This window comes from Streptomyces sp. NPDC007991, assembly GCF_042958445.1.
GTDB lineage: Bacteria > Actinomycetota > Actinomycetes > Streptomycetales > Streptomycetaceae > Streptomyces.
On the sequence record NZ_JBIBJD010000008.1, the window covers coordinates 331,905 to 356,481 of the forward strand.

At 71.4% G+C, this 24,577-nt stretch carries 21 protein-coding genes; 12 read left to right on the top strand and 9 right to left on the bottom strand.

The features are described from left to right. The first annotated feature begins 86 nt into the window (after positions 1–86). From ACFZDA_RS24675 to ACFZDA_RS24695, 5 genes are all read left to right on the top strand, one after another. A complete protein-coding gene (locus ACFZDA_RS24675) occupies positions 87–1,124 on the top strand; it encodes a substrate-binding domain-containing protein (RefSeq protein WP_391085441.1) in 1,038 nt (345 codons plus the stop codon). Positions 1,125–1,413: 289 nt separating this feature from the next. After that, positions 1,414–2,706 (top strand): extracellular solute-binding protein, encoded by a 1,293-nt coding sequence (locus ACFZDA_RS24680; protein ID WP_391085444.1) that lies wholly within the window; start codon positions 1,414–1,416, stop codon positions 2,704–2,706. Between the two features lies 1 nt (position 2,707). After that, entirely contained in the window at positions 2,708–3,727 is a 1,020-nt protein-coding gene (locus ACFZDA_RS24685) for an ABC transporter permease subunit (RefSeq protein WP_391085446.1), read from the top strand. Then, a complete protein-coding gene (locus ACFZDA_RS24690; RefSeq protein ID WP_391085449.1) occupies positions 3,717–4,589 on the top strand; it encodes an ABC transporter permease subunit in 873 nt (290 codons plus the stop codon). The genes ACFZDA_RS24685 and ACFZDA_RS24690 overlap by 11 nt, the downstream gene beginning before the upstream one ends. Positions 4,590–4,655: 66 nt before the next feature. Then, complete coding sequence (locus ACFZDA_RS24695) at positions 4,656–5,231, top strand: TetR family transcriptional regulator (protein WP_391085452.1); 576 nt, start codon at positions 4,656–4,658, stop codon at positions 5,229–5,231. Positions 5,232–5,336: 105 nt separating this feature from the next. Here ACFZDA_RS24695 and ACFZDA_RS24700 read toward each other — a convergent pair whose 3' ends face one another. The 8 genes from ACFZDA_RS24700 to ACFZDA_RS24735 all read right to left on the bottom strand — a co-directional run bounded on the left by ACFZDA_RS24700 (position 5,337) and on the right by ACFZDA_RS24735 (position 13,027). Then, a complete protein-coding gene (locus tag ACFZDA_RS24700; protein WP_391085743.1) occupies positions 5,337–6,548 on the bottom strand; it encodes a TerD family protein in 1,212 nt (403 codons plus the stop codon). A 64-nt stretch (positions 6,549–6,612) separates the two neighbouring features. After that, the gene (locus ACFZDA_RS24705) at positions 6,613–6,834 is read right to left on the bottom strand and encodes a hypothetical protein (RefSeq protein ID WP_391085454.1); all 222 of its coding nucleotides are present in this window, start codon (positions 6,832–6,834) and stop codon (positions 6,613–6,615) included. Positions 6,835–6,909: 75 nt separating this feature from the next. Then, positions 6,910–7,899 (bottom strand): alcohol dehydrogenase catalytic domain-containing protein, encoded by a 990-nt coding sequence (locus tag ACFZDA_RS24710; protein WP_391085457.1) that lies wholly within the window; start codon positions 7,897–7,899, stop codon positions 6,910–6,912. After that, positions 7,896–8,747 carry an ABC transporter permease subunit gene (locus tag ACFZDA_RS24715; protein ID WP_391085459.1) on the bottom strand — a complete coding sequence of 284 codons (852 nt, stop codon included), beginning with the start codon at positions 8,745–8,747 and terminating at the stop codon, positions 7,896–7,898. Before ACFZDA_RS24715 ends, ACFZDA_RS24710 begins: the two co-directional genes overlap by 4 nt. Continuing rightward, entirely contained in the window at positions 8,744–9,685 is a 942-nt protein-coding gene (locus ACFZDA_RS24720; RefSeq protein ID WP_391085461.1) for an ABC transporter permease subunit, read from the bottom strand. Before ACFZDA_RS24720 ends, ACFZDA_RS24715 begins: the two co-directional genes overlap by 4 nt. Then, positions 9,682–11,055 carry an extracellular solute-binding protein gene (locus ACFZDA_RS24725; protein ID WP_391085464.1) on the bottom strand — a complete coding sequence of 458 codons (1,374 nt, stop codon included), beginning with the start codon at positions 11,053–11,055 and terminating at the stop codon, positions 9,682–9,684. Before ACFZDA_RS24725 ends, ACFZDA_RS24720 begins: the two co-directional genes overlap by 4 nt. A 103-nt stretch (positions 11,056–11,158) precedes the next feature. After that, a complete protein-coding gene (locus ACFZDA_RS24730; protein ID WP_391085467.1) occupies positions 11,159–11,926 on the bottom strand; it encodes a DeoR family transcriptional regulator in 768 nt (255 codons plus the stop codon). 291 nt (positions 11,927–12,217) lie between these two features. Beyond that, the gene (locus ACFZDA_RS24735; protein ID WP_391085470.1) at positions 12,218–13,027 is read right to left on the bottom strand and encodes an NAD-dependent epimerase/dehydratase family protein; all 810 of its coding nucleotides are present in this window, start codon (positions 13,025–13,027) and stop codon (positions 12,218–12,220) included. A 223-nt stretch (positions 13,028–13,250) separates the two neighbouring features. On the opposite strand from ACFZDA_RS24735, the gene ACFZDA_RS24740 reads away from it, so the two are divergent. After that, entirely contained in the window at positions 13,251–14,192 is a 942-nt protein-coding gene (locus tag ACFZDA_RS24740) for a 5-dehydro-4-deoxyglucarate dehydratase (protein ID WP_391085474.1), read from the top strand. Beyond that, positions 14,189–15,355, top strand: coding sequence for a hypothetical protein (locus ACFZDA_RS24745; protein WP_391085477.1), 1,167 nt, complete (start codon positions 14,189–14,191; stop codon positions 15,353–15,355). Before ACFZDA_RS24740 ends, ACFZDA_RS24745 begins: the two co-directional genes overlap by 4 nt. On the opposite strand, the gene ACFZDA_RS24750 is transcribed toward ACFZDA_RS24745, so the two are convergent. Next, the gene (locus tag ACFZDA_RS24750) at positions 15,292–16,530 is read right to left on the bottom strand and encodes an MFS transporter (protein ID WP_391085480.1); all 1,239 of its coding nucleotides are present in this window, start codon (positions 16,528–16,530) and stop codon (positions 15,292–15,294) included. The genes ACFZDA_RS24745 and ACFZDA_RS24750 overlap by 64 nt on opposite strands. A 131-nt stretch (positions 16,531–16,661) precedes the next feature. Here ACFZDA_RS24750 and ACFZDA_RS24755 point away from each other — a divergent pair, with 131 nt between their 5' ends. The 5 genes from ACFZDA_RS24755 (at position 16,662) to araD (ending at position 24,458) form a co-directional block, all read left to right on the top strand. Then, positions 16,662–17,258, top strand: a complete 597-nt coding sequence (locus tag ACFZDA_RS24755) for a TIGR03086 family metal-binding protein (RefSeq protein ID WP_391085483.1) — start codon at positions 16,662–16,664, stop codon at positions 17,256–17,258. 173 nt (positions 17,259–17,431) lie between these two features. Next, a complete protein-coding gene (locus tag ACFZDA_RS24760) occupies positions 17,432–21,013 on the top strand; it encodes a tetratricopeptide repeat protein (protein ID WP_391085486.1) in 3,582 nt (1,193 codons plus the stop codon). 150 nt (positions 21,014–21,163) lie between these two features. After that, positions 21,164–21,823 carry an FCD domain-containing protein gene (locus tag ACFZDA_RS24765; RefSeq protein ID WP_391085488.1) on the top strand — a complete coding sequence of 220 codons (660 nt, stop codon included), beginning with the start codon at positions 21,164–21,166 and terminating at the stop codon, positions 21,821–21,823. Then, a complete protein-coding gene (locus ACFZDA_RS24770; protein WP_391085490.1) occupies positions 21,820–22,731 on the top strand; it encodes a dihydrodipicolinate synthase family protein in 912 nt (303 codons plus the stop codon). The genes ACFZDA_RS24765 and ACFZDA_RS24770 overlap by 4 nt, the downstream gene beginning before the upstream one ends. Next, positions 22,728–24,458, top strand: a complete 1,731-nt coding sequence (araD, locus tag ACFZDA_RS24775; RefSeq protein WP_391085492.1) for an L-arabinonate dehydratase — start codon at positions 22,728–22,730, stop codon at positions 24,456–24,458. Before ACFZDA_RS24770 ends, araD begins: the two co-directional genes overlap by 4 nt. Positions 24,459–24,577 lie beyond the last annotated feature (119 nt).

Below are 24,577 nucleotides of genomic sequence, written 5' to 3' on the forward strand. Positions count from 1 at the left end.
TTCATCGGCGAGGCGAGCTCGACGGCTGACGGGCCCGCCCGGTCGCCCCTGCCGGACGGCGTCCCGTGCCGGATAAGGTGCTCAGCGTGTGGACCGACAATCAGAGGGCCGAGCCGGATGCCGAGCGGCCCGGCGGTGCCCGGCGCCGGGCCACGATCCACGACGTCGCGCGACTGGCCGGGGTGTCACGGCAGACGGTCTCCCGGGCGGTCAACGACAAGGGTGAGATCGACCCGGCCACCAAGGAACGGGTCCTGGAGGCGGCCCGGCTCCTGGACTACCGGCCCAGCCGTTTCGCGCGCGGACTCGTCCAGAAGGGGGCGGTGACGGCGGGCCTGGTCATCCCGGACCTGCGCAACCCCTTCTTCCCCGAGGTGGCCGCCGGAGTGCTGGAGGCAGCCGAGCTGCGCGGCTGGCAGGTGGTCGTGTGGGACTCCCGGATGGACGAGGCCAGGGAGCGGCAGGCGCTCGACGTGCTCTCCCACCAGGCGGACGCGGTCGTGGGCTACTTCAAGGACCCGGACGACGTCCTCGCCCGGCACCTCGGAGGCGTGCCGCTGGTGCTGCTGGAGCGGGGTCCGCAGCAGACCGGGTTCGCGGTCGTGGGCATCGACGCCGCCACCGGGGTGGAGCAGGGCATGGACCATCTGTTCCGCGCGGGTCACCGCAGGATCGGCATGCTGGACGGCGTGCACGGCCCCGGCCCGCGCCGGCTGGCCTTCCTGGAGCAGGTGCGGCGGCTCGGACTGCCGGTCGACGAGGACTGGGTCGTGGTGTGCCCGGAGCACAGCGTGGCCGGCGGCGAGGCCGGCATGGAACGGCTCCTGGCGGCGCGGCCCGAGATCACCGCGGTCTTCGGCTTCAACGACCTAATCGCGGTCGGGGCGATGCGCACCGCCCGTCGCCAGGGCCGGAGTGTTCCGGACGATCTGGCGGTGCTGGGCTTCGACGGTCTCTCCCTGGGCGAGCTGGTGGATCCCGCCCTGACCACCCTGCACATCGACAAGCGGCAGCTGGGACGGCTGGCCGTGGAGCAGGTGGCCCGGCTGCGCGCCGGCGAGGAGCCGCTGCGGGGCGCGGACGCCTGGGTGGTGCCCGAACTGGTGGTCCGCGCCTCCGCCTGACGGTCCGGGCACGGGCCCCGCAGATCGTTCCGCGCAGTTCCCTTGACACCGGTTTTCGGGCGCCCCGATACTCGACGGCAACGCTCACGTGAACGTTCACGAGCCCGGAAACCCTCAGTCGAGATCGTCGGCCGACCACCACCCGTCCGTCTGCCGACATCGTTGTCTTCGCTTCACTTCCTCATCAGGGAAGCCTCCCCCCATCCCGTGAAAACGGGCCCGCGGCAGCCGCTGTGCCCCGGCCGCGGCACGCCCGGAAAGCGAGTGCGCCCCCATGGAACACCGAACGATGTCCCGCAGACGCTTTCTGGGGGCCTCCCTGGGCGGTGCGGGGGCGGGTCTGCTCGGGCTGACCGGGTGCGGGTCGGCAAAGGGGTCGGCCTCCGCCGGCACCGACCACCTCAGCCTCTGGTACTGGAAGGGCTCGCTCAGCGACAGACTGCTCGCCACCGCCAGGCGGGGCGTCCCCGCAGTGCCGGGGCTGAAGGTGCGGGGCTCGCAGATACCCGACGGCGACATCGACTCCAAGGTGCGCACCAGCCTCGCCGCGCGCGCCTACGTGCCGGACGTGACGGTCGTGAACAACGACAACCTCGCCACGTTCTTCCCCGACGAGAACGAGTTCCTCGACCTGCGCGAACTCGGCGCGGAGTCCGTCCGCGACCAGTACCTCGAGTGGAAGTGGAAGGCCTGCTTCACCCCGACGGGCCGGATGATCGGCTTCCCGCTGGACGCCGGCCCCACCGCGCTGTACTACCGCAGGGACCTCTTCAGGGAGGCCGGACTGGCCCATGAACCGGCGGACGTCGCCGAGGAGATGTCCACCTGGGAGAAGTTCATCGCCGCCGGGCGGACCCTGCGGGCGAAGGGGCCCGGCAAGCCCTGCCTGGTGAGCAACATCGGCAACGTCTTCCAGCAGGTCCTGCTCCAGAGCACCCGGCAGTTCGTCGACGCCGACAACCGCTTCATCGGCGACCAGGAGCACATCCGGCGGGCCTGGGACCTGTCCGTGGACATCCTGCGCCGGGGACTCAGCGCCAGGATCACGGACGGCACACCCGACTTCAACGCGGCCATGAGCGGGGGCCGGGTCGCCACGATGACCACGGCGGTGTGGGCCATCAACGGCCTGAAGGACACCGCCCCGAAGACCGCCGGGTCCTGGCGGCTCACCACCATGCCGGACGGCCCCGCCAACTACGGCGGCTCGTACATGACGCTGACCCGCTACTGCCGGGACCCCGAGGCCGGCTTCGCCTTCCTGAGGTGGCTGCTCAGCCCGGCGAACCAGCTCAAGAGCTACCAGGAGATGGCCCTGTTCCCCACCACTCCGGCCGCGTACGCCGACCCGGCGATGCACGAGCCCGACCCCTTCTTCGGCGGCCAGCAGCCCATCGACGTCTTCGGCCCGGCCGCCGAGAAGGCCCCGGTCGTCTACTTCAGCCCCTACGAGGAGTCCGCCAGCACCCCGTTCTTCCAGGAGCTGACCAATGTGGAGATGCTCGGCAAGAACCCCGACCGGGCCTGGCGGGACGCCGTGCACACCGCCGAGACCACGCTGTCCCGGGTGGGGGTGAGCTGACATGGCGACCGTGCTCGAACCGGCCGGAGCGCCGGCGGCGAACGAGAAGCCGCCGGCCGGCCGTACCCGGCCCACCACCCCGGGCGGACGCCGGCGGCACCTCCCGCCGCTGCTCGCCATCTCCCCGTTCTACGTGCTGTTCGCCGTCTTCGGCGCCTTCCCGATCCTCTTCTCCGTCTACCTGTCCTTCCAGGACTGGGACGGCATCGGCGACATGCGCTACGTCGGGCTCAAGCAGTACGGCTGGCTGCTCCAGGACTCGGTGTTCTGGCACTCGGTGCTCAACACCTTCGAGATCTGGTTCCTGTCCACGGTGCCGATGCTGTTCCTGGCCCTGGTGCTGGCGTTCCTGCTGCACTCGCAGGTCCGCTTCGCCGGTGCCTACCGGGTGGCGTACTTCGTCCCCAACGTCACCTCGATGGTCGCCATGACCGTCGTGTTCGGCTCGGTCTTCGCCCAGGCGGGCCTCGCCAACTCGGCGCTGCGGATGATCGGGCTGGACGGGGTCGGCTGGCTGTCCTCGGAGTGGGGCATCAAGTCGTCCGTCTCCATCATGATCATCTGGCGGTGGGTCGGCTACAACGCGCTGATCTTCCTGGCGGGCCTCCAGGCCATCCCCACCGAGCACTTCGAGGCCGCCCGCGTCGACGGCGCGAACAGCAGGCAGACCCTCTTCCGGGTCGTCCTGCCGCAACTGCGGCCGGTGGTGCTCTTCGCCGCCGTCACCTCCACCATCAACGGGCTGCAGATCTTCACCGAGTCCCAGGTGCTCTTCCAGTCGACCGACGTCGGAACCACGGGCGGGCCGGGCCAGGAAGGGATGACCATCGTGCTCTATCTGTGGCAGAAGGCCTTCAAGGAGCACCAGTTCGGCTACGGAGCCGCCATGGGCTGGGTCCTCTTCGCGATCATCGCGGTCTTCACCGTCATCAACTGGCGTCTGGTCGCCGGCTCGGACGACGACCGCCGGCCCGGCATCGCCGGTCTGCCGCGCCGCAAGGGGGCACGCCGTGGCCGTTGAACACAGGCCGACCGGGAGCGCCGGCCTGGCCATCGGCTCCGGCAGCAGGCTCAGCCGCACATGTGTCCGGGCGGTGCTGCTGCTCGGTGTGCTGGTCTCGCTGTTCCCCTTCTACTGGCTGGTGGTGCTGGCCTCCGGCACCACGCAGGACATCTACCGCTACCCGCCCAAGCTGGTGCCGGGGCCGCATCTGCTCGACAACATGGGGCGGGTGCTCGACACCGTCGACTTCTTCGGCTCGCTGTTCAACACCGTCGTCGTCGCCGTGCTCGGGACCGTACTGGTGCTGTTCTTCGACTCACTGGCCGCGTTCGCCTTCGCCAAATACGAGTTCCCGGCGAAGAAGTTCCTGTTCGGCATGCTGCTGGTGACGTACATGATCCCCGCGCAGCTCTCCCTGGTGCCGCAGTTCGTGACCATGGCCGCGTTCGGCTGGGCCGGATCCCTGAAGGCGCTGATCATTCCCGGCGCGGCGAACGCCTTCGGCATCTTCTGGATGCGTCAGTACGCGCAGAACTCGCTGCCGGACGAACTGCTGGACGCCGGGCGGATCGACGGCGCCGGCTTCTTCCGCCTCTACTGGACGGTCGCCCTGCCGCTGTTCCGGCCGGCTCTCGCCTTCCTCGGCATCTTCACGTTCATCGGCCTCTGGAACGACTACATCTGGCCCCTGGTCGTCATGATCGACCCCGACAAGGTCACCCTCCAGGTCGCCCTGGCCAATCTCAACATCCTCTACAACACCGACTATTCGCTGGTGATGGCCGGCGCGCTGATGAGTGTCATCCCGCTGATCGTCGTGTTCCTGATCGGGGCGCGGCACTTCCTGCGGGATCTGGCGGCGGGGGCGATGAAGATGTGAGGCGACCGGTTCCGTTCGGGCAATTAGGGTACGGAGAGGTTTCCCCGGTTCCTGAGGAGTGGCTGCGTGGCGCAGGTCAGGCCCATGCGGGCGGATGCTCGGCGCAATTACGAGCGGTTGCTGAAGGTGGCCGTGGAGGCATTCGCCGAGCACGGGGAGGGCGCGTCGCTCGACGACATCGCCAAGCGTGCCGGGGTCGGCTCCGGCACGCTGTACCGGCATTTCCCGACCCGGCACGCGCTGCTGGAGGCCGCGTACCTCGACCGCGTCGAGGCGATCGCGGCCCGGGCCGACGAACTCGCGGCCGCGCTGGCGCCGGGCGAGGCGCTGATGGAGTGGCTGTACGAACTCGGCGCCGGGATGATCCGGATACGGGGCCTCAGGGCCCTGCTCGGCCCGGCCGTCACACAGAGCGGTTCGACCGTGGCCACGGCCTGCGGCGACTCGGTGAGAAGCGCGGCGGCCCGTCTGGTCCGGGCAGCGCAGCAGGAGGGCACGCTCCGGCGGGACGTCGAGCCGATCGATGTCCTGCGACTGGCGCACGGCGTGTCGACGGCGGCGGAGCAGGCGGACGAGGAGGGCGGCGACATCCGCTGGTATCTGACCCTGCTGACGGAGGGCCTGCGGCCACAGGGCGAGTGAGGGACGGGCCACGCCGGCCGGCCGGACGGTGTCGCGTGGCCCCCGGCGGTCCGGCTCGTGGGGGTCGGCCCGGGCCGGGGGCGTCGCTTCGTCGCGTGGGGGCCGTTACAGAGACTGGGCCGCCGGCTTCACCATGCCCCTGACCGTGCGGGACTTCACGAAGTCGCCGAGCGCCGTCATTTCCCACTCGCCGGAGAACTGGCGGATCAGCTTGGCCATCATCACGCCGGTCTGCGGCTCGGCGCTGGTGAGGTCGAAGCGGACCAGTTCCTCGCCGGTCGTGGCGTCCAGGAGGCGGCAGTAGGCCTTGGCGACCTCCGTGAACTTCTGGCCGGAGAAGGAGTTGACCGTGAAGACCAGGCCGGTGACCTCCTGGGGGAGGCGGCCGAGGTCGACCACGATCACCTCGTCGTCTCCGCCGCCCTCACCCGTGAGGTTGTCGCCGGAGTGCTTGATCGCGCCGCCGACGATGGACAGCTTGCCGAAGTAGCAGCTGTCGATGTGGTTGCGCTGCGGGCCGTAGGCGATGACCGAGGCGTCGAGGTCGATGTCCTTGCCCCGGTACGCCGGCTCCCAGCCGAGGCCCATCTTGACCTGGGACAGCAGGGGGCGGCCGCCCTTGATCAGGGAGACGGTCTGGTTCTTCTGGAGGCTGACGCGGCCCTTGTCGAGGTTGATCTTCCCGGCACCGGGCGCGGGCGGCGGCGGTGTGGCCGGAGCCGGGGGAGCCGCGGGCGTGGTGACGGGCGGGGCCGGGGGAGCCACGGGCGGCTGCACCGGGGCCGGCGGCGGGGTCACCGGCTGGGCCGGGGCCGCCGCGGCCGGCTCCTCCACCGTGACGCCGAAGTCCGTGGCGATCCCCGCGAGGCCGTTGGCGTATCCCTGGCCGACGGCCCGGGCCTTCCACTGGCCGTTGCGCCGGTAGATCTCCACGATCACCAGGGCCGTCTCGTCACCGAGCTGCGGGGGTGTGAAGGAGGCCAGGACGGAGCTGTCGTCCGCGTTGCGGATCGTGGCCGTCGGTTCGATGCCCCGGAAGGTCTGGCCCGCGGCGTCCGGGCTGGCCGTGACGACGATCTTCTCGATGCCGGGGGGTACGGCCGTCGTGTCGACCACGATCGCGTCGGGCGTGGTGCCGCCGCCCGAGCGGTACGTCACGCCTTGGCCCGAAGGCTGGTTGTAGAAGATGAAGTCGTCGTCGGAGCGCACCTTGCCGTCGGCGGTGAGCAGCAGGCCCGATACGTCGAGCCGCACCGGGGCGGCGACGTCCACCGTCACGCGGGCGGCGGACAGGGGGATGTTCGAGCCGGGGGTCATAGCTGTCATGCCGGGTGAACGATCGAGGTGGTTTTGCCGTTCCCTTACCTTCCCCCCATTCGGCTCAGCGGCGATTGCGGGGGTGGTCGCGGGCGGTGCGTTCGTTGCCCCGCTTGTAGTTTCCGGTCCAGCGGGCCATGACGAGCTGCGGGTCGGAGCTCTCGACCTCGGCGAGGAACTGCTCGGCCCGGGGGCCGCCCAGCGTGGTGGCGGGGCGGCCGTGGTGGGTGATGCGGACGGTGCCGCCCGCGTGCTGCTCGTAGGCGAATCCGTGGGGTCGTGGCATGCCGCGAGCGTACGGGGGAGGGGGCAGACGGCCCAGTGGATTTCGCCTGCCCCCTCGCCTGCCCCCAGAACAGTCCTACGGCACGACCACGATCTTGCGGCCGACTCCGGACGCGAACTGCTCCAGCGCCTGCGGGTACCGCTCCAGCGGGATCCGGTCGCTGATGAAGACATCGGGGTCGAGGACACCGTTCGCGAAGAGTTCCGCCGCGCGCTCGAAGCTGTGCAGCACCGCCATCGAGCCGGTGATGGTGATCTCCTGGTTGTAGATGCGGTACGGGTCGATCGTCACGCGCGTCGCGTAGTCGGCCACGCCGAACTGGAGGAACGTGCCGGCCTTCGCCACCCGGTCCAGGCCGTCCTGGATCGCCGCCGCGTTGCCCGTCGCGTCGACGACCAGGTCCCAGCCCTGCGGGCGGTCGAGTTCGTCCGGGCTCGCCGCCGACGCCGAGACGCCGAGGCGGCGGGCCGTCTCCAGGCGGGCCGGGTTCACGTCGACGACGTCCACGCTCGCCGCGCCCGTGCGCTTGGCCAGCTCCAGCATCATCAGGCCCATCGTGCCGGAGCCGTAGATCAGGACGTGCGCTCCGAGGCGGGAGCGGAGCACGTCGTAGCCGCGTACCGCGCAGGACAGCGGCTCCACCAGGGCCGCGTCCTGCGTGCGGACATGCTCGGGGAGCTTCACGCAGTTCGCCACCGGGGCGAGCGCGTATTTCGCCGCGCCTCCGGCCGTCGTGACGCCGATCGCCGCCCAGCGTTCGCAGAGGTTGTTGTGGCCGGTACGGCAGTAGCGGCACTCGAAGCAGTACAGGGACGGGTCGACCGCGACCCGGTCGCCCACCGACACCTCGGTGACCTGGGTGCCGACCCCGACCACCTCGCCCGCGAACTCGTGCCCGGGCACGATCGGCAGCCTGGGGGCGAACTCGCCCTGGAGGATGTGCAGGTCCGTGCCGCACAGCCCGCAGGCCGCGACCTCGACGACGACCTCGCGCGGCCCTGGCGTCGGGTCCGGGACCTCGGCGACGACGGCCTTGCCCACGGACTCGATGACGGCGGCCTTCATTTGACGGCTCCCAACGACAGGCCCTGGACCAGCTTGTCCTGGGCGGCGAACCCCGCGGCGAGCACCGGCAGGGAGATGACGAGCGACGCGGCGCACACCTTCGCCAGGAACAGGCCCTGGCTGGTGATGAAGCCGGTCAGGAAGACGGGGGCGGTCTCGGCGACCACACCTGTGAGCACCCGGGCGAACAGCAGCTCGTTCCAGCTGAAGATGAAGCAGATCAGGGCGGTGGCGGCGATACCGGGGAGGGAGATCGGGGCGACCACGCGCGCGAGGATCGTGGGCAGCCGGGCCCCGTCCACCTTCGCCGCCTCGATCACCGCGACCGGGATCTCGGCGAGGAACGACTGCATCATCCACACCGCGATCGGCAGGTTCATGGAGGTGTAGAGGATGACCAGCAGCCAGATGTTGTCGAGCATCCCGGCGTTCTTGGCGAAGAGGTAGATCGGGAGCAGACCCGCGACCGCCGGAAGCATCTTCGTGGAGAGGAAGAAGAACAGCACGTCCGTCCACTTGCGGACGCGGTTGATCGACAGCGCGTACGCCGCGGGGAAGGCCAGCAGCAGGACCAGCAGGGTGGAGGCCAGGGACGCGACCGTGGAGTTGATCAGCGCCGGCCAGGGGCTCGCGCCACCGCCCGCGCCGAAGAACTCGCGGTATCCGTCCAGGGTCAGGGCGGCCGCGAAGGACGGCGGGTTGGTCGCCGCGTCCTGCTCGGAGTGCAAGGACGTCAGCGCCATCCAGGCGATGGGCAGGAAGAACGCGATGCCGAGCAGCCAGGCCAGCAGGCCCAGGCCCGCACCTTTGCCACGGACACGACGGACACGAAGGGCGTTCGTGCTCATGCGCGGGACACCTCCTCGCGGAACAGGGACGACACCACGCGCAGGGCGAAGGTCGCGATGACGATCGAGCCGATGACCACCAGGACGCCCGCGGCCGAGGCGAGGCCGTTCTCATGGGCCTGGTAGAAGCTCTGGTAGACGGTGTAGGGGAGGTTGGCGGTGCCCAGACCGCCGGACGTGATCGTGAAGACCGCGTCGAAGTTTTGGACGATGTAGATCGAGCCCAGCAGAGCGCCCAGTTCGAGGTAGCGGCGCAGATGCGGGAGCGTCAGGTGGACGAAGATCTGCCAGTCGCTCGCGCCGTCGACCCGGGCCGCCTCGATCTGCTCGTGGTCGCGGCTCTGCAGGCCGGCCAGCAGGATCAGCATCATGAACGGCGTCCACTGCCAGACGAGCGACGCCTCGACCGCGAGCAGCGGGGTGTTGGAGATCCAGTCGGGCTGTGGGCCGCCCACGTAGTGCAACAACCCGTTGAACAGGCCGTATTCGGGGTTGTAGAGCACATGTTTCCAGAGCAGGGCCGCCGCGACGGGGACCACCAGGAAGGGGGCGATCAGCAGCGTCCGTACGATGCCCCGGCCGCGGAACTTCCGGTCCAGGAGCAGGGCGAGGACGAGTCCCAGCACCAGGCTGGCCAGGACCACCGCCACCGTCAGCAGGACGGTCGTCCACACCGACTGGCGCAGGTCCGCGTCGGTCAGGACCTCCTGGTAGTTGCCGAGGCCCGTGAAGTGCCGGGCGTCGGGATACAGGGAGTTCCAGTCGAAGAAGGAGATCACCAGCGTGGCCACGAAGGGCAGCTGGGTGACGACGATCATGAAGATCAGGGCGGGGAGCAGCGGGGCGCGGGTGGCCCAGGCCCGCAGGCGGGCGGAGGGCCGGCGGACCGGGGTGCGCCTCTCGGGAGCGGCCACGGGGGCCGTGGTCATGGCGGTCATCGTCCCTCGTACTCCTCTGAGATCTTCTCGGCGAGCGCCTGCGACTTCTTCAGGGCCGACTCGACGGACTGGCGTCCGGCGATGGCCGCGCTGATCTCCTGCGAGACCTTGGTGCCGAGGTCGGTGAACTCGGGGATGCCGACGAACTGGATGCCGGGCGCGGGCCGCGGCTGCACGCCGGGATCGTTGGGCCGGGCCCCCTCGATGGCCTTCTTGGTCATCTCCTGGAAGGCGGCGGCCTCCTTGCGGTAGTCGGCGTTGGCGTAGGTCGACGCCCGCTTGCCGGCCGGGACGTTGGACCAGCCGATCTGGTCGCCGACCAGCTGCTCGTACTTCTTGCCGGACGCCCAGGAGACGAACTTCCAGGCATTGTCGGAGTTGCGGGAGGCCTTCTGGATGCCCCAGGCCCAGGTGTAGAGCCAGCCGGAGGACTTCGTCTGCTCGACGGGAGCGGGGGCGTACCCGAGCTTGCCCTTGACCGGGGAGTTCGCCGCCTCCAGTGATCCGGCCGCGGAGGTGGCGTCGTACCACATGGCGACCTTGCCCTGGGTCATGTTGTTCAGGCACTCGGCGAAGCCGGACTGGGCGGCGCCGGACTCGCCGTGCTCGCGGACCAGGTCGACATAGAACTTCGTCGCCTTCTCGAAGGCGGGGGAGTCGAGCCGCGCCTTCCAGTTCTTGTCGAACCAGGTGCCGCCGAAGGTGTTCACGACGGTGGTCAGGGGGGCCATCACCTCGCCCCAGCCGGGCAGGCCGCGCAGGCAGATGCCCTTCATGCCCGGTTCGGCGCCGTCCGCCTTCGCCGCGAGGTCCGCCACCTGCTGCCAGGTGGGGTGCGCGGGCATCGTCAGGCCCTTCTTCTCGAACACGTCCTTGCGGTACATCAGGAACGACGACTCGCCGTAGAAGGGCTGCCCGTAGAGCTTGCCGTCGTCGCCGGTGAGGGACTGGCGCATCGGCTTCAGGACGTCCTGCTCGTCGTAGGCCGGGTCCTTGGCCACATAGCCGTTCATCTCGTGCAGCCAGCCGTTGCGGGCGTAGATCGGTATCTCGTAGTTGGACAGCGTGGCGACGTCGTACTGACCCGCCTGGTTGGCGAAGTCCTGGCTGATCTTGTCGCGGACGTCGTTCTCGGGCAGGACGGTGAAGTTGACCTTGATGCCGGTCTCTTTGGTGAAGTGGGCGCGGGTGAGCTTCTGCAGCTCGACCATCTGGGGGTTGTTGACCATCAGGACGTTGATGGCGTCACCGCCGGATCCGGCCCCGCCCGCGCCGACCCAGCAGCCGGAGAGCAGCGGGGCGAGCAGCGTCCCTGCGGCGGCCATGGCGAGCGTGGCTCGCGGTGGCCGTCGTCGGCTCTGGGTTCGCATGGATCGCTCCTGGAGGTATGGAGATCTGGATGTATGGGGAGATAGGGGGCATCGCAGGGCGTGGGGGTGCCCCGGGGGCGAGGAGTGGAGGGACGGTGGGTGGTCAGACCCGGATGACCTGCGGTCCGAGCAGTGAGTAGCGGTGGGCCTCGGCGGCCGGCAGCAGGGTGCTCGTCACGATCGTCTCCAGCGCGCCGACCTCGGCGAACCGGCAGAAGCTGACCGCTCCGAACTTGGCGTGCACGCCCGCGAACACCGTGCGGCGGGCGGCCCGGATCGCCTGGCTCTTGACCTCGCTGACGGCCGGGTCGGGGGTGGTGAGGCCGTGCTCGCGGGAGATGCCGTTGGCGCCGATGTACGCCAGGTCGACGACGAAGCCGGCCAGCATCTTGGTCGTCCAGTGGTCGACGGTGGCGAGGGTGCCAGAGCGGACCCGGCCGCCGAGCAGCAGGACGGACACGGTGTCGGTCCCGGCGAGGGCGCCGGCGACCGGCAGGGACGCGGTGACCACGGTCAGCGGCCGGTCCCGGGGGAGTGCCTCGGCGATGAGCTGGGGGGTGAAGCCCTCGTCGACGAAGACGGTCTCGGCGTCGCCGAGCAGCTCGGCGGCGGCGGTCGCGATGCGGCGCTTCTCGGGGACGTGGCTGGTGGCGCGGAAGGCGAGCGTCGTCTCGAAGCCGGCGCTCTCCACCGGGTAGGCGCCGCCATGGGTGCGGCGGAGCAGGCCGTGGTCCTCCAGGACGCGCAGGTCCCGCCGGACGGTCTCCTTGGCCACGCCCAGTTCGGCGGCGAGGGCGGTGACGTCGACGGAACCGCTCGCGCGGGCTGCACGGACGATCTCGCGCTGGCGTTCTTCCGCGGTTCTGGTCATGGCCGTCACCCGCCTTCCTGCAGTGCTGCCCGTTCGGGCCCTCGGTCGGGCCATGGGGGAAGTTCTACAGCGGGTGTTCCGCGGTGGCCAGGTCTGTTGCGGGCGGGATCCTGCCCGTGTGTGCCCGTTCGGTCGTGGGCGTGCGCGGGCGCTCGCGGGGAGGTCATGGCCGTCTGCGGGTGCGTTGTGGCTGGTCGCGCAGTTCCCCGCGCCCCTCAGGGCGTTGCCCGAATGCCCGAGCGGGCAGGCCCGTTTCCTGCCCGCCCGCCCTCTCGCGACGACTCTTTCCGGTCAGTACGGCCAGATCGGCGGGTCCGTCACGAAGTGGCCGCCCAGGCAGGCGTGCGCCTCGTTCTCCGGGTCCAGCTCGCCCTGCTCGGCGATGAGCTTCCCGGCCCACGGCTCGGAGTCGTCCTGCGGCTCGTAGCCGAGCGCCCGGGCGGTGGTGAGGTCCCACCACAGCCGGGTGTTGGCGGAGGAGCCGTGGACGACGGTGTGGCCGACGTGCTCGGCGGTCAGGGCCGCGTGGAAGAGGCGGGCGCCGTCGGCGGGGCTCATCCACACCGAGAGCATGCGCACGCTGGTCGGCTCGGGGAAGCAGGAGCCGATGCGCACCGAGACCGTCTCCAGGCCGTGCTTGTCCCAGTAGAGCTGCGCGAGGTCCTCGCCGAAGCACTTGGACAGGCCGTAGAAGGTGTCCGGGCGGCGGGGGGTGTCGACCGGGATCAGGGGGTCGTCGCCCTGGGGGCGCGGGGTGTAGCCGACGGCGTGGTTGGAGGAGGCGAAGACGATCCGGCCGACGCCCTCCTCGCGGGCGGCCTCGTACAGGTGGTAGGTGCCCTCGATGTTCGCCTTGAGGATCTTCTCGAACGGGGCTTCCAGGGAGATGCCCGCGAGGTGGATGATCGCGTCGACGCCGCGGACGGCCTCGCGCACGGCGTCCTGGTCGGCGAGGTCGGCGATGACCGCGTCCGGCGCGCCCTCGACCGGGCGCATGTCGAGCAGGCGCAGCTCGTATCCGTAGTCCGGGAGCAGGTCCCGCATCAGGGTGCCGAGGCCACCGGCGGCGCCGGTGAGCAGGACGGTGCGGGGAGCGGGCATCCTCGGTCTCCTTGAAATCTCCCACCGTGCAGATGAGTGCACGGCATTCATATGCGTGGACACGCTAGGGATCTGGAGCAGAACCCGTCAAGTATGCCGTGGAAAGAGCGAATCCGCTGGTGCGTGGCGGGTTCGCGCGCTTGACCGGCGCCGAGGCTGCGCCTTAGCGTGGATGTGTTCAGAAATATAGACGGCAATCATGAATATGGAACCGGGAGAGCTCGTGACGTCAGCCCCTCTCGCCGCCCGACTCGACATCCCCAGCGGACCGCTGTTCTTCCCGGTCACCGCCTACGGCCCCGACGGTTCCGTGGACCTCGACACCTACCGCACGCACGTACGCCGCGGGGTGGAGGCCGGAGCCGCCGCCGTGTTCGCCTGCTGCGGCACCGGCGAGTTCCACGCGCTCACGCCCGAGGAGTTCGAGGCCTGCGTACGGGTGGCCGTGGAGGCGGCCGAGGGGCGGGTGCCGGTCGTCGCGGGCGCCGGGTACGGCACCGCGCTCGCCGTGCGCTACGCCCGGCTCGCCGAGTCGGCCGGGGCGGACGGGCTGCTCGCGATGCCGCCGTACCTCGTCGTCGCCGGGCAGCAGGGCCTGCTGCGGCACTACCGCGAACTGGCCGCCGCCACCGCCCTGCCGGTCATCGTCTACCAGCGGGACAACGCCGTCTTCACCCCCGAGACCGTCGTCGAACTCGCCCGCACGGACGGGATCATCGGCCTCAAGGACGGGCTGGGCGACCTCGACCTCATGCAGCGCGTCATCAGCGCCGTGCGCTCCGAGGTCCCCGGCGACTTCCTCTACTTCAACGGCCTGCCGACCGCCGAACAGACCCAGCTCGCCTACCGCGCCCTCGGCGTCACGCTCTACTCGTCCGCCGTGTTCTGCTTCGCGCCCGAGATCGCCCTCGCCTTCCACCAGGCGCTCCGCAACGGCGACGACAGCGTGGTGGAGAAGCTGCTGGACGGCTTCTACCGCCCCTTCGTCGAACTGCGCGCCCAGGGCCGCGGCTACGCCGTCGCCCTCGTCAAGGCCGGCGTACGGCTGCGCGTACTGGACGTGGGGGAGGTGCGGCCCCCGCTGCACGAGCCGACCGGGGATCATGTCAAGCAGCTCGCCGAAGTGATCGAGCGCGGCTACGCGCTGCTTGAGGAGGCCAAGTGAAGGCGTCGGCATTCGTCTACCCCTGGGACGTCAACGGGGACCCGGAGGCGCCCGCGCGGATCGCGGGGCTCGGCGTGGAGCAGGTGACGCTCGCCGCCGCCTACCACTCCACGCGCGCGCTCACCCCCCGCCACCCGCGCCATCGCATCGTCACCGCCGAACACGCCGCCGTGCTGTACCCGGCGGGCGACCGCTGGGACGGGCGGGAACTGCGCCCCTACCCCGCCGGTGACTGGGCCCCTGGGGACGCCTTCGGCGAGGCCGCCGCCGCGCTCACGGACGCCGGCCTTGAGGTGCACACCTGGGTCGTCCTCGCGCACAACTCGCGCCTGGGCGCCGAGCATCCGGGCACCTCGGTCGTCAACGCCTACGGCGACCGCTACCCCTGGGCGCCGTGCATCGCGCAGCCCGCCACGCGCGCGTACCTGACCGACCTGGCGGCGGAGGCGGCCGTACGGCCCGGGGCGCGTGGCACCGAGCTGGAATCGCTCGGCTGGTACGGCCTCCAGCATCTGCACGCCCACGACAAGACCGGCGGCGTCGGCCTCGGCGACGCCGGGCAGTACCTGATGGCGCTGTGCTTCTGCCCGTCCTGCCGGGAGGGCTACGGCCGGTACGGCCTGGACGCCGACGAGCTGGCCGCCGCCGTACGGACCGCGCTGGAGCCGGTGTGGCAGGGGGTGACGCCCTCCGACGGCGGCTGGGCGGGCGTCGAGAAGCTCCTCGGCGAGACACTCGCGAACACCACGCGCGCGTACCGGGACGAAACCGCCCGCACACTCCAGGAAACGGCGGTCCTGGCCGTGCGCGAGGCCGCGCCCGACGGCTTCCAGGTGCTGCTGCACGCGGACCCGGTGTCCTACCACGTCGGTGCCAACCCGGGGGTCGACCCGGCGCACATCCTGTCCGTCGCGGACGGTGTGGTGGTGCCCTGCGCGGGCGGTACCGGCACCCTGACGCCGTTCGCCCGGCAGGGCCGGCAGGGCGCGGTCATCGCCGCCAACTTCACCGTGGTCTCCGGCATGGCCGGCAGCCCCGGCACCCTGGCCGCCGACGCGGCCGAGGCCCGGCGGCTCGGCGCCACCGAACTGCGGCTGTATCACGCCGGGTTGGCGTCCGACGGCGACCTGGAGACCGTCCGCTCCGCTCTCGCCCGGCGCTGAACCAGCGCGGCCGCCGTCACCAGCAGAGCCACGCCCAGGGCCACCAGCACCGGCCGGTGACCCACCAGCTCGACCAGGGCCGCCCCGGCGGCCAGCCCGACCACGTTCGGCGTGTACACGAGTGTGTTGGCCGTGGCGGTGACCCGGCCCAGCAGCGGGCCCGGCGTCTCGCGCTGCACGGACGTCAGCGTGGCGATCAGCACCGCGGGCAGCCCCGCCCCGATCGCCGCGCCGCACACCAGCGCCAGCGGGTCGGACGGCACCGCCCGCAGGGCCACCGCGACGGCCAGCAGGGCGATGCCGTACGCCGCGAAGCGCCGCTCGCCCAGGCGGCGCAGGGCGGCGCCGGAGCACAGGCCGACCGCGACCGACCCGGCGCCCTGCACGGCGTACAGCACACCGGCGTACGCGGGGGAGCGCCCGAGGCCCTCGACGACGGCGTAGGCCATCGCCCCGTTCAGACCGGCGAACAGCATGGTGGCGCCGCCCGCCAGCACCAGAGGGCGCAGCACGGGGTGCGCCCACAGGTGGCGAGCGCCCTCGGCGGTCTGTTCCCGGCGGCCGCCGGTGGGCGGCCCGGGCTTCTCCTCCCGCACCCGCAGCAGCGCGTACAGGCCCGTGGCCAGGACGAACGTCGCCGCGTCCAGGAGGGCGACGCTCGCGCCGCCGTACGCCGCGTACAGGCCCGCGCCCGCCAGCGGGGCCAGGAGTTTCATGCCCTCGGTGGCCGTCATGCGCAGGCCGTTGAAGTCGCCGAGCAGGGACGGGTCGACGGCGGTCGCCACGAGCGCCGACTCGGCCGCGTCGTGTACGACGCCCGCCGCGCCGTACACGAACAGCACCGCGTACAGCAGCCACAGGTCGCCCGGCGTGTCGACGCTCAGGAGGGTGAGCAGGAGAGCGCCGAGGAGCAGGTTCACGCCGATCAGCAGCGGCCTGCGGCGGGCCCGGTCGGCGAGGGTGCCCAGCAGCGGTCCGGCGAGGGCCGGCAGCCACATGGCGAGCATGCACAGCGCGGCCAGGCCGTCCGAGCCGGTGAGGTCCTTGACCCATACGCCGGAGGCCAGCCACAGCGCCGAGGTGCCGAAGCCGGAGACCACCACGCCGGAGAGGTAGAGCCCCGCGTCGCGGTCCCGCAGGACACGCACCACGGGCCAGGTCGTTCTGTTCGTCATGCCTGTTCATCGTGGCCCTAAGGCCTACGAGCGGGGATCGGGAACGTGCCGTAGGAAACGGGCGGCCGGACGATGAGTTCCGCGGTCGGCGTCGGTCTACCTCCCAGGAACGCAACCAGGAGGAACAGAGGATGACCGACACCACCCCGACCCTCGATCTCGGACCGCAGACGGCGGTCCTGGCGCGCCTGGCCGAAGGCGTCACCGACGAGCACCTGGCGGGCCCCACGCCCTGCCCGGAGTACGCCGTGCGCCACCTGCTGGGCCACCTGCTGGGGCTGACCGTCGCCTTCCGCGACGCCGGCCGCAAGGACCTGGGCGCCACGACCGACACCAGCCCCGGCTCCACGCTCCCCGCCCTCGGGCCCGGCTGGCGCGAGGAACTGCCCAAGGTCCTCGCCGAACTGGCCGAGGCCTGGCGCGACCCGGCCGCGTGGACCGGCATGACCCGGGCCGGCGGCGTCGACCTGCCCGGCGAGATCGCGGGGCTCGTCGCCACCGACGAGCTGGTGATCCACGGCTGGGACCTGGCCCGCGCGACCGGCCAGGCCTGCACCCCCGACCCGGCCGCGCTCCGGGTCTGCCACGACTTCCTCGCCGCGTCGGTCGACGACCCCAGCAGGGGCGCGATCTTCGGCCCCGTCGTCCCCGTCCCGCCCGACGCGCCCCTGCTGGACCGGGCGGTGGGGCTGAGCGGGCGGGACCCGGGGTGGACGGGCACGCCCTAGGGAGCGGCTCCGGCCCCAGGGCCCTCGCCCCCCGGCCGCGTGGTTGGTCACGCGACGGCGTGCGCCTGATCCGAACCGCGTGACGGCCTTTCCCGCAGCGCCTCTCCATGCCCCGTCGGCGCGGCAGAATGGCCGGGGCGGGCGGTGGGGCGAGGGCCGGAACGGGGTGGGGCATGGCGGGGTCGGGGCGTCGGAGCCGGTCGCGGGGGGAGCTGATCCGGCAGCGGACGCGGGCACGATTCGTCGGCCGGCGGGCGCAACTGTCCCTGTTCGCCGAGAACCTGGCCAGGGATCCGCAGTCGGAGGAGGACCCGGCCGAGTTTCTGTTCCACGTGCGCGGGGTGGGTGGCGTGGGCAAGTCCACGCTGCTGCGCCAGTGGCAGGAGGCCGCCCGGCGCGCCGGCGCGGTGACGGCGGTGGTCGACGAGGGTGACGTCCACGGAGTGCAGCCGGCCCTCACGGAACTGGCGCGGCAACTGGCGGAACAGGCGGGGCCGCTCAAGGAGTACGACCGGGCGGCGGAGCAGTACCGCCGGGAGCAGGAGGCCGCCGCCGAACCGGTGTCGGCCGAGGGCGATGCCTCGGTGTCCAGCAGGGTGGTGGCGCAGGCCGCTCTCGGAGCCGTGTCACTGATACCGGGTGCCGGCCCCGTGGCCGCGATGGCGAACCCCGACGCAGCGGCCCAAGGCCTTGACCGGCTCCGGTCCGGCGCACGGGCCCGGAGCCGCCGGGCCCGGACGAGCGACGCGGCCGGGGTGAGCCGGGCGTTCGTCTCGGACCTCGTCCGGCTCTGCGGCCGGTACCCGTGGGTCGTGCTGTTCCTCGACACCTGGGAGGTGACCGGCCGCTATCTGGACGGATGGCTGCGCGACCTGCTGGAGGACGCGTTCGGGCCGTTGCCCGCGAACGTCATGGTGGTACTGGCCGGACGCGACGAGCTCGCGGAACGGGAGTGGGCCGCCCTGCGGGCCCTCGTGGCGGACGTCCCCCTGGACGTGTTCACCGTCGCTGAGACGAGAGAGCTGCTGGCCGCCCGGGGCGTGACGGAACCGGATGTGGTGGAGGCGGTGCTGCACCTGTCGATGGGGCTGCCCCTGCTGGTGGAACTCCTGGCGTTCACCCGGCCCGCAGCGGCCGAGGACGTGGCGGCCGACGGGAACGTGGCGGACGCGGCCGTGGAGCGGTTCGTACAGTGGATCATCGACGCGCAGCAGCGTGAAACGGTGCTGGCGTGCGCGTTCCCACCGCAACTGAACGAGGACATCTTCGCCGCTGCCACGCCGCCCGAGGCGCGTGGGCTCTGGCAGTGGCTGTGCGAGCAGCCGTTCGTCAGCGGCCGCGGCGACTTCAAGCAGTACCACGCAGTGGTGCGCGCGAGCATGCTGCGCCAGCAGCGCGCCCATTCCCCGCAGCGCTGGACCGCGGCGCACGTGCGGCTGGCGGACGCGCACGCTGCCTGGCGCGCCGATGCCGAGCCGGATGTTCCCGAGGGGAAGCGCTGGGGTGACCCCCGGTGGCGCAGACACCGCCTGGACGAGACGTACCACCGGCTGTGCGCGCATCCGGCCGCTCACCTGCCCGCCGCCCTGGAAGAGGCCGTCCACGCAGCCGGCCAGGACGGGGAGATCCTGCAACAGTGGACCGACGGCTTCGCGCAGGCCGCCCGCGACACCGCCGATCCGGCCCTGCTCACCTGGGCCGACCGACTGCAGAACGCCATGGCGGACTCCGAGCCCCTGCTCGCCGCCCTGTCCGTCCTGCTGGCTCACGGCGGGATGGACGCGTCAGCCCGGGCATGGATCCACACCTACCGTGGCCGGCGCCTCTATCTCACCGACCGTGACGACGAAGCCACCCAGGCACTGGACCTGGCCATTGCCACGGATCCCCGCAACGCCCGGGCCTGGGCCTACCGCGGTGATCTGCACCGCTACCTCCAGCACACGGACCAGGCGATCAGCGACCTGACGACCGCGCTCGCCCTCGAACCCACGCACGCCTGGGCTCTGGCCCGCCGGGGAGAGACGAACAGGCAGGCGGGCCGCCACGAGGAGGCCCTCACCGACCTGACCGCCGCGCTCGAACTCGACCCGACGCTGGCGCGGGCCCTGGCTTCCCGCGGGGAAGTCCACGGCGAGACCGCCCGTTACGACGAGGCCGAAGCCGACTTCACGGCCGCGCTCGAGCTGGATGCCACGCTTGCGGCCGGCGTCCTGCCCTTCCGTGGGCTGACGCGCCGACAGGCCGGACGGTACGACGCGGCCGTGGCCGACTTCACGGCGGCCCTGGACCTCGACCCCACGTACACGTGGGCCTTGGGCCAGCGCGGGCTGGCCCACGCGAGGGCCGGTCGGCATCTCGAGGCCATCGCCGACTTCACCGCCGCTCTCGAACAGGACGGGACCATGGCCTGGTCCCTCGCCGAGCGGGGCGTGGCCCAGCGGGCACTGGGCCGTCTGGACGAGGCAGTCACCGATCTGTCGGCCGCCGCGGAGCTCGACCCTCCCTATGCCTGGGCCCTCGCCCAGCGTGGAGAGACTCATCGCATGGCCGACCGCTACGACATGGCCGTAGCCGATTTCACCGCGGCTCTCGACATCAACCCCGCCTACGCCTGGGCTCTCACCCACCGTGGTGAAGCCCACCGCGAGGCGGGCCGTCTCGACGAGGCGGTGGCCGACTTCACCGCCGCTCTGCACATCGACCCCACCTCGATGTGGACGCTCGCGTCCCGTGGCCAGGCGCACGGACAGGCCGGCCGGCTGGACGAGGCGATCGCCGACCTCACCGCCGCCCTGGAGGCCGACCCCACACTGGACTGGGCGTTCGTCGAGCGGGGGGCGGCTCATCGGCAGGCCGGCCGTTTCGACGAGGCCGTGGCCGACTTCACGGCCGCGCTGGCTCTCGACCCCGTCTCCAGCTCTGCCCGTGCCCACCGTGGTGAGGCCCATCGCCACGCCGGCCGGCTGGACGAGGCGATCGCCGACCTCACCGCCGCCCTGGAGGCCGACCCCACACTGGACTGGGCATTCGCCGAGCGGGGCGCGGCTCATCGGCAGGCCGGCCGTTTCGACGAGGCGGTGGCCGACTTCACGGCTGCGCTGGCTCTCGACCCGGCCTACACCTGGGCACGCTCCGAGCGGGGACAGGCCCAGCGCGACGCCGGCCGACTCGACGAGGCCATCGCGGACCTCACCGCCGCTCTCGCGCAGGATCCGACGCTTCTGGTGGCCCTTGTCGAACGCGGCGAGGCCTACCGCCAGACCGGCCGTCACGAGGAGGGTGTCGCCGACTTCACAGCTGCTCTGGACCGCGATCCCACCCTGGTCTGGGCCCTCGTCCGTCGGGGGATCGCATGGCGGGAGGCGGGCTGCCACGCGCGGGCCCGGGAGGACCTGGAGCGGGCGGCCGCGGCTGAACCCGATCATGTCGGCCTGCTGTTCGAAGTGCTCATGCTCGATACGGTGACCTCGGGGTTTGCGGCATGCAGGGACCGGTGGGCCGAACTGCTGGCCCTCCCTGCCGCATCGCCCGACGAGGACGCCACCAGGTTCTTCGGCCTGTTCCGCGCGCTCCTCCTCGACGAAGAGGACAGGGTCGCGGAGGCGACCGGGGAGTTCCTGGAAAGCGGCCCCGACTTCGACGCCGTCACAGACCTGCTTCATTACCTGGACGAGCTGTCCGGTGCGAACGGCACCCTCGCCGACCGGGTGCAACGGTGTCACCGGCTCGTCCTCGCACACGCCCGCCGGTGAAGGGCCCCCGCGACTTCCTCTGCCGGAAGCATTGACGAAACAACCGCGCCCTCCTACCGTCATCGCGTCGTACTTCGTACGTCATATATGAGACGCGATACGCGAGATCCGATACGCGATCCCCCGGGACGCGAGATCCGAGAGGCGCGCATGACCTCTGTGCCCACGCCGATCCCCTCCCGCACGCAGTACGTGCTGGAGGGGATCAAACACCGCATCCTCACCGGGCAGCTGACGCCCGGCCAGGCGCTGGTCGAGACCGAGCTCGCCGCGCAGTTCGGGGTGTCGAAGACCCCGGTGCGCGAGGCGCTCAAGACGCTCGCCGGGACAGGGCTGGTCGTGATGAGCCAGTACAAGGGCGTCACGGTGCGCATGGTGGACGCGGACATGGCGCGCGAGGTCTACGACGTCCGGCTGCTGCTGGAGCCCGAGGCGCTGAAGCGGGCCGTGCGTCGCGGGGCCTCCCTCGAAGCCGCCCGCACTGCGCTGACCAGGGCCGACGCCGCCACCGACACCGCCGAACGCTCCCTGGCCAACCGGGAGTTCCACCGCGCCCTGTACCTGCCGTGCGGCAACCCGCTGCTCGGCCGGATGCTCGACGAGGTCCGCGACCAGGCCGCCCTCGTCTCCGCCGTCGCGTGGGCCGCCTCGCCCTCCTGGGAGCGGGAGGCGGGCGAGCACCGCGAGATCCTCCGGCTCGCCCTCGACGGCGACGCCGACGGCGCGGCCCGCGCCCTGCACTCCCACATAGCGTCCTTCGTGCAGCGCGCTTTCCCCCAGGCGGAACTGGAACAGGAAGGTCAGGAATGAGCAGCGTGGCGTTCGAGACCCAGCGGGCGGCCCTGGCCGACGTGGTGGCGATCCCGGTGACGCCGTTCGCCGAGGACGGCTCCGTCGAGCAGGACACCTACCGGGCCCTGCTGCGCCGTCTGCTCGACGGCGGCATCACGACCCTCACCCCGAACGGCAACACCGGCGAGTTCTACGCGCTGACCCCCGAGGAGCGCCGGCTCGTCACGGAGCTGACGATCGACGAGGCCGGGGAGCGGGCCGTCATCCTGGTCGGTGTCGGGCACGACATCCCCACCGCCGTCGCCTCCGCCCGGCACGCCCGTGACCTCGGTGCCCAGATGGTGATGGTCCACCAGCCCGTCCACCCGTACGTCTCCCAGGCCGGCTGGGTCGACTACCACCGGGCCATCGCCGAGGCCGTGCCGGAGCTGGGCGTCGTCCCGTACATCCGCAACGCGCAGCTGACCGGTGCCCGGCTCGCCGAACTCGCCGACGCCTGCCCGAACGTCATCGGCGTCAAGTACGCCGTGCCGGACGCCGCCAAGTTCGCGGCCTTCGCCCGCGACGCCGGGCTGGAACGGTTCGTGTGGGTGGCAGGACTCGCCGAGCCCTACGCGCCCTCCTACTTCTCCGCGGGCGCCACCGGCTTCACCTCCGGGCTGGTGAACGTCGCCCCGGCGGTCTCCCTGAACATGATCGAGGCGCTGCGCTCCGGCGACTACCCGGCCGCCATGAAGGTCTGGGAGCAGATCCGCCGCTTCGAGGAACTGCGCGCCGACAGCGGCTCCGCCAACAACGTCACCGTCGTCAAGGAGGCCCTCGCCTCCCTCGGGCTGTGCCGCCGCGAGGTCCGCCCGCCGAGCAGGCAACTGCCCGAGAGCGAGCGGGCCGAGGTCGCCGCGATCGCCGCGGGGTGGTCGATATGACCGGCAGACTGCGTCCCGAGGACCTCAGGAGCCACCAGTGGTACGGCGCCGAGGGCCAGCTGCGCACCTGGTCGCACAACGCCCGGATGCGCCAGCTCGGTTATGAGGCGCAGGAGTACCAGGGCCGCCCGGTGATCGCCGTCCTGAACACCTGGTCCGACATCAACCCCTGCCATGTCCATCTGCGCGAGCGGGCCGAGGCGGTCAAGCGGGGCGTGTGGCAGGCCGGCGGCTTCCCGCTGGAGTTCCCGGTCGCCACGCTCTCCGAGACGTACCAGAAGCCGACCCCGATGCTCTACCGCAACCTCCTCGCGATGGAGACGGAGGAGCTGCTGCGGTCGTACCCGATCGACGCGGCGGTGCTGCTCGGCGGCTGCGACAAGTCGACGCCCGCGCTGCTCATGGGCGCGGCCTCGGCCGACGTACCGGCCCTCTTCGTGCCCGCGGGGCCGATGCTGCCGGGCCACTGGCGCGGCGAGACCCTCGGGTCCGGCACCGACATGTGGAAGTACTGGGACGAGCACCGCGCGGGCAACCTGACCGACTGCGAACTGCGGGAGCTGCAGGGCGGGCTGGCGCGTTCGCCTGGTCACTGCATGACCATGGGGACCGCGTCGACGATGACCGCGGCGGCGGAAGCCCTCGGTATCACGCTGCCGGGCGCCTCCTCGATCCCGGCCGTCGACTCCGGGCACGAGCGGATGGCCGCCGCCTCCGGACGCCGTGCCGTGGAGCTCGCCTGGACGGGGCTCAAGCCGTCCGGGATCCTCACCCGGGACGCCTTCGAGGACGCCGTGACCACCATCCTCGGCCTCGGCGGCTCCACCAACGCGGTCATCCACCTGATCGCGATGGCGGGACGCGCCGGCATCAAGCTCACCCTCGACGACTTCGACCGCATCGCCCGTACCGTGCCGGTGCTCGCCAACGTCCGGCCCGGCGGACGGACGTACCTCATGGAGGACTTCCACTTCGCCGGCGGTCTGCCGGCCTTCCTCTCCCGGATCACCGACCTGCTGCACCTGGACCGGCCCACCGTCAACGGCACCCTGGGCGAGCAGATCGAGGGCGCCGTCGTCCACAACGACGACGTCATCCGCATCCGCGAGAACCCGGTCGCCGCCGAGGGCGGAGTCGCCGTGCTGCGCGGCAACCTCTGCCCCGACGGCGCCGTCATCAAGCACATCTCCGCCGAGCAGCACCTGCTCAAGCACACCGGTCCCGCCGTCGTCTTCGACGACTACAAGACCATGCAGCGCACCATCAACGACCCGTCGCTGAACATCACCGCCGACAGCGTGCTGGTGCTGCGCAACGCCGGGCCCAAGGGCGGACCGGGCATGCCCGAGTACGGCATGCTCCCCATCCCCGAGTACCTCCTGAAGCAGGGAGTACGGGACATGGTGCGGATCTCCGATGCCCGGATGAGCGGCACGAGCTACGGCACGTGCGTGCTGCACGTGGCGCCGGAGTCGTACATCGGCGGCCCGCTGGCCCTTGTCCGCACGGGCGACTCGATCACCCTGGATGTCGAGGCTCGAACCCTTCAACTCAACGTAGACGACCAGGAGTTGGAACGCCGAAGGACGGAGTGGACACCTCCGCCCACCCGCTACGAGCGCGGCTACGGCGCGCTCTACAGCGAGCAGATCACGCAGGCCGACACCGGCTGCGACTTCGAGTTCCTGGCCCGCCCGGGCACGGTGCAGGACCCGTACGCGGGCTGAACCACCGCGCCACTCGAGTACCTCAGCACCACCGGAGTACCTCAGCACGACCCCGGCACGACCCTGCACAGGAAGAAAGCGCTTCCCACGCACGAACCGACGCACGACGCACCACGACG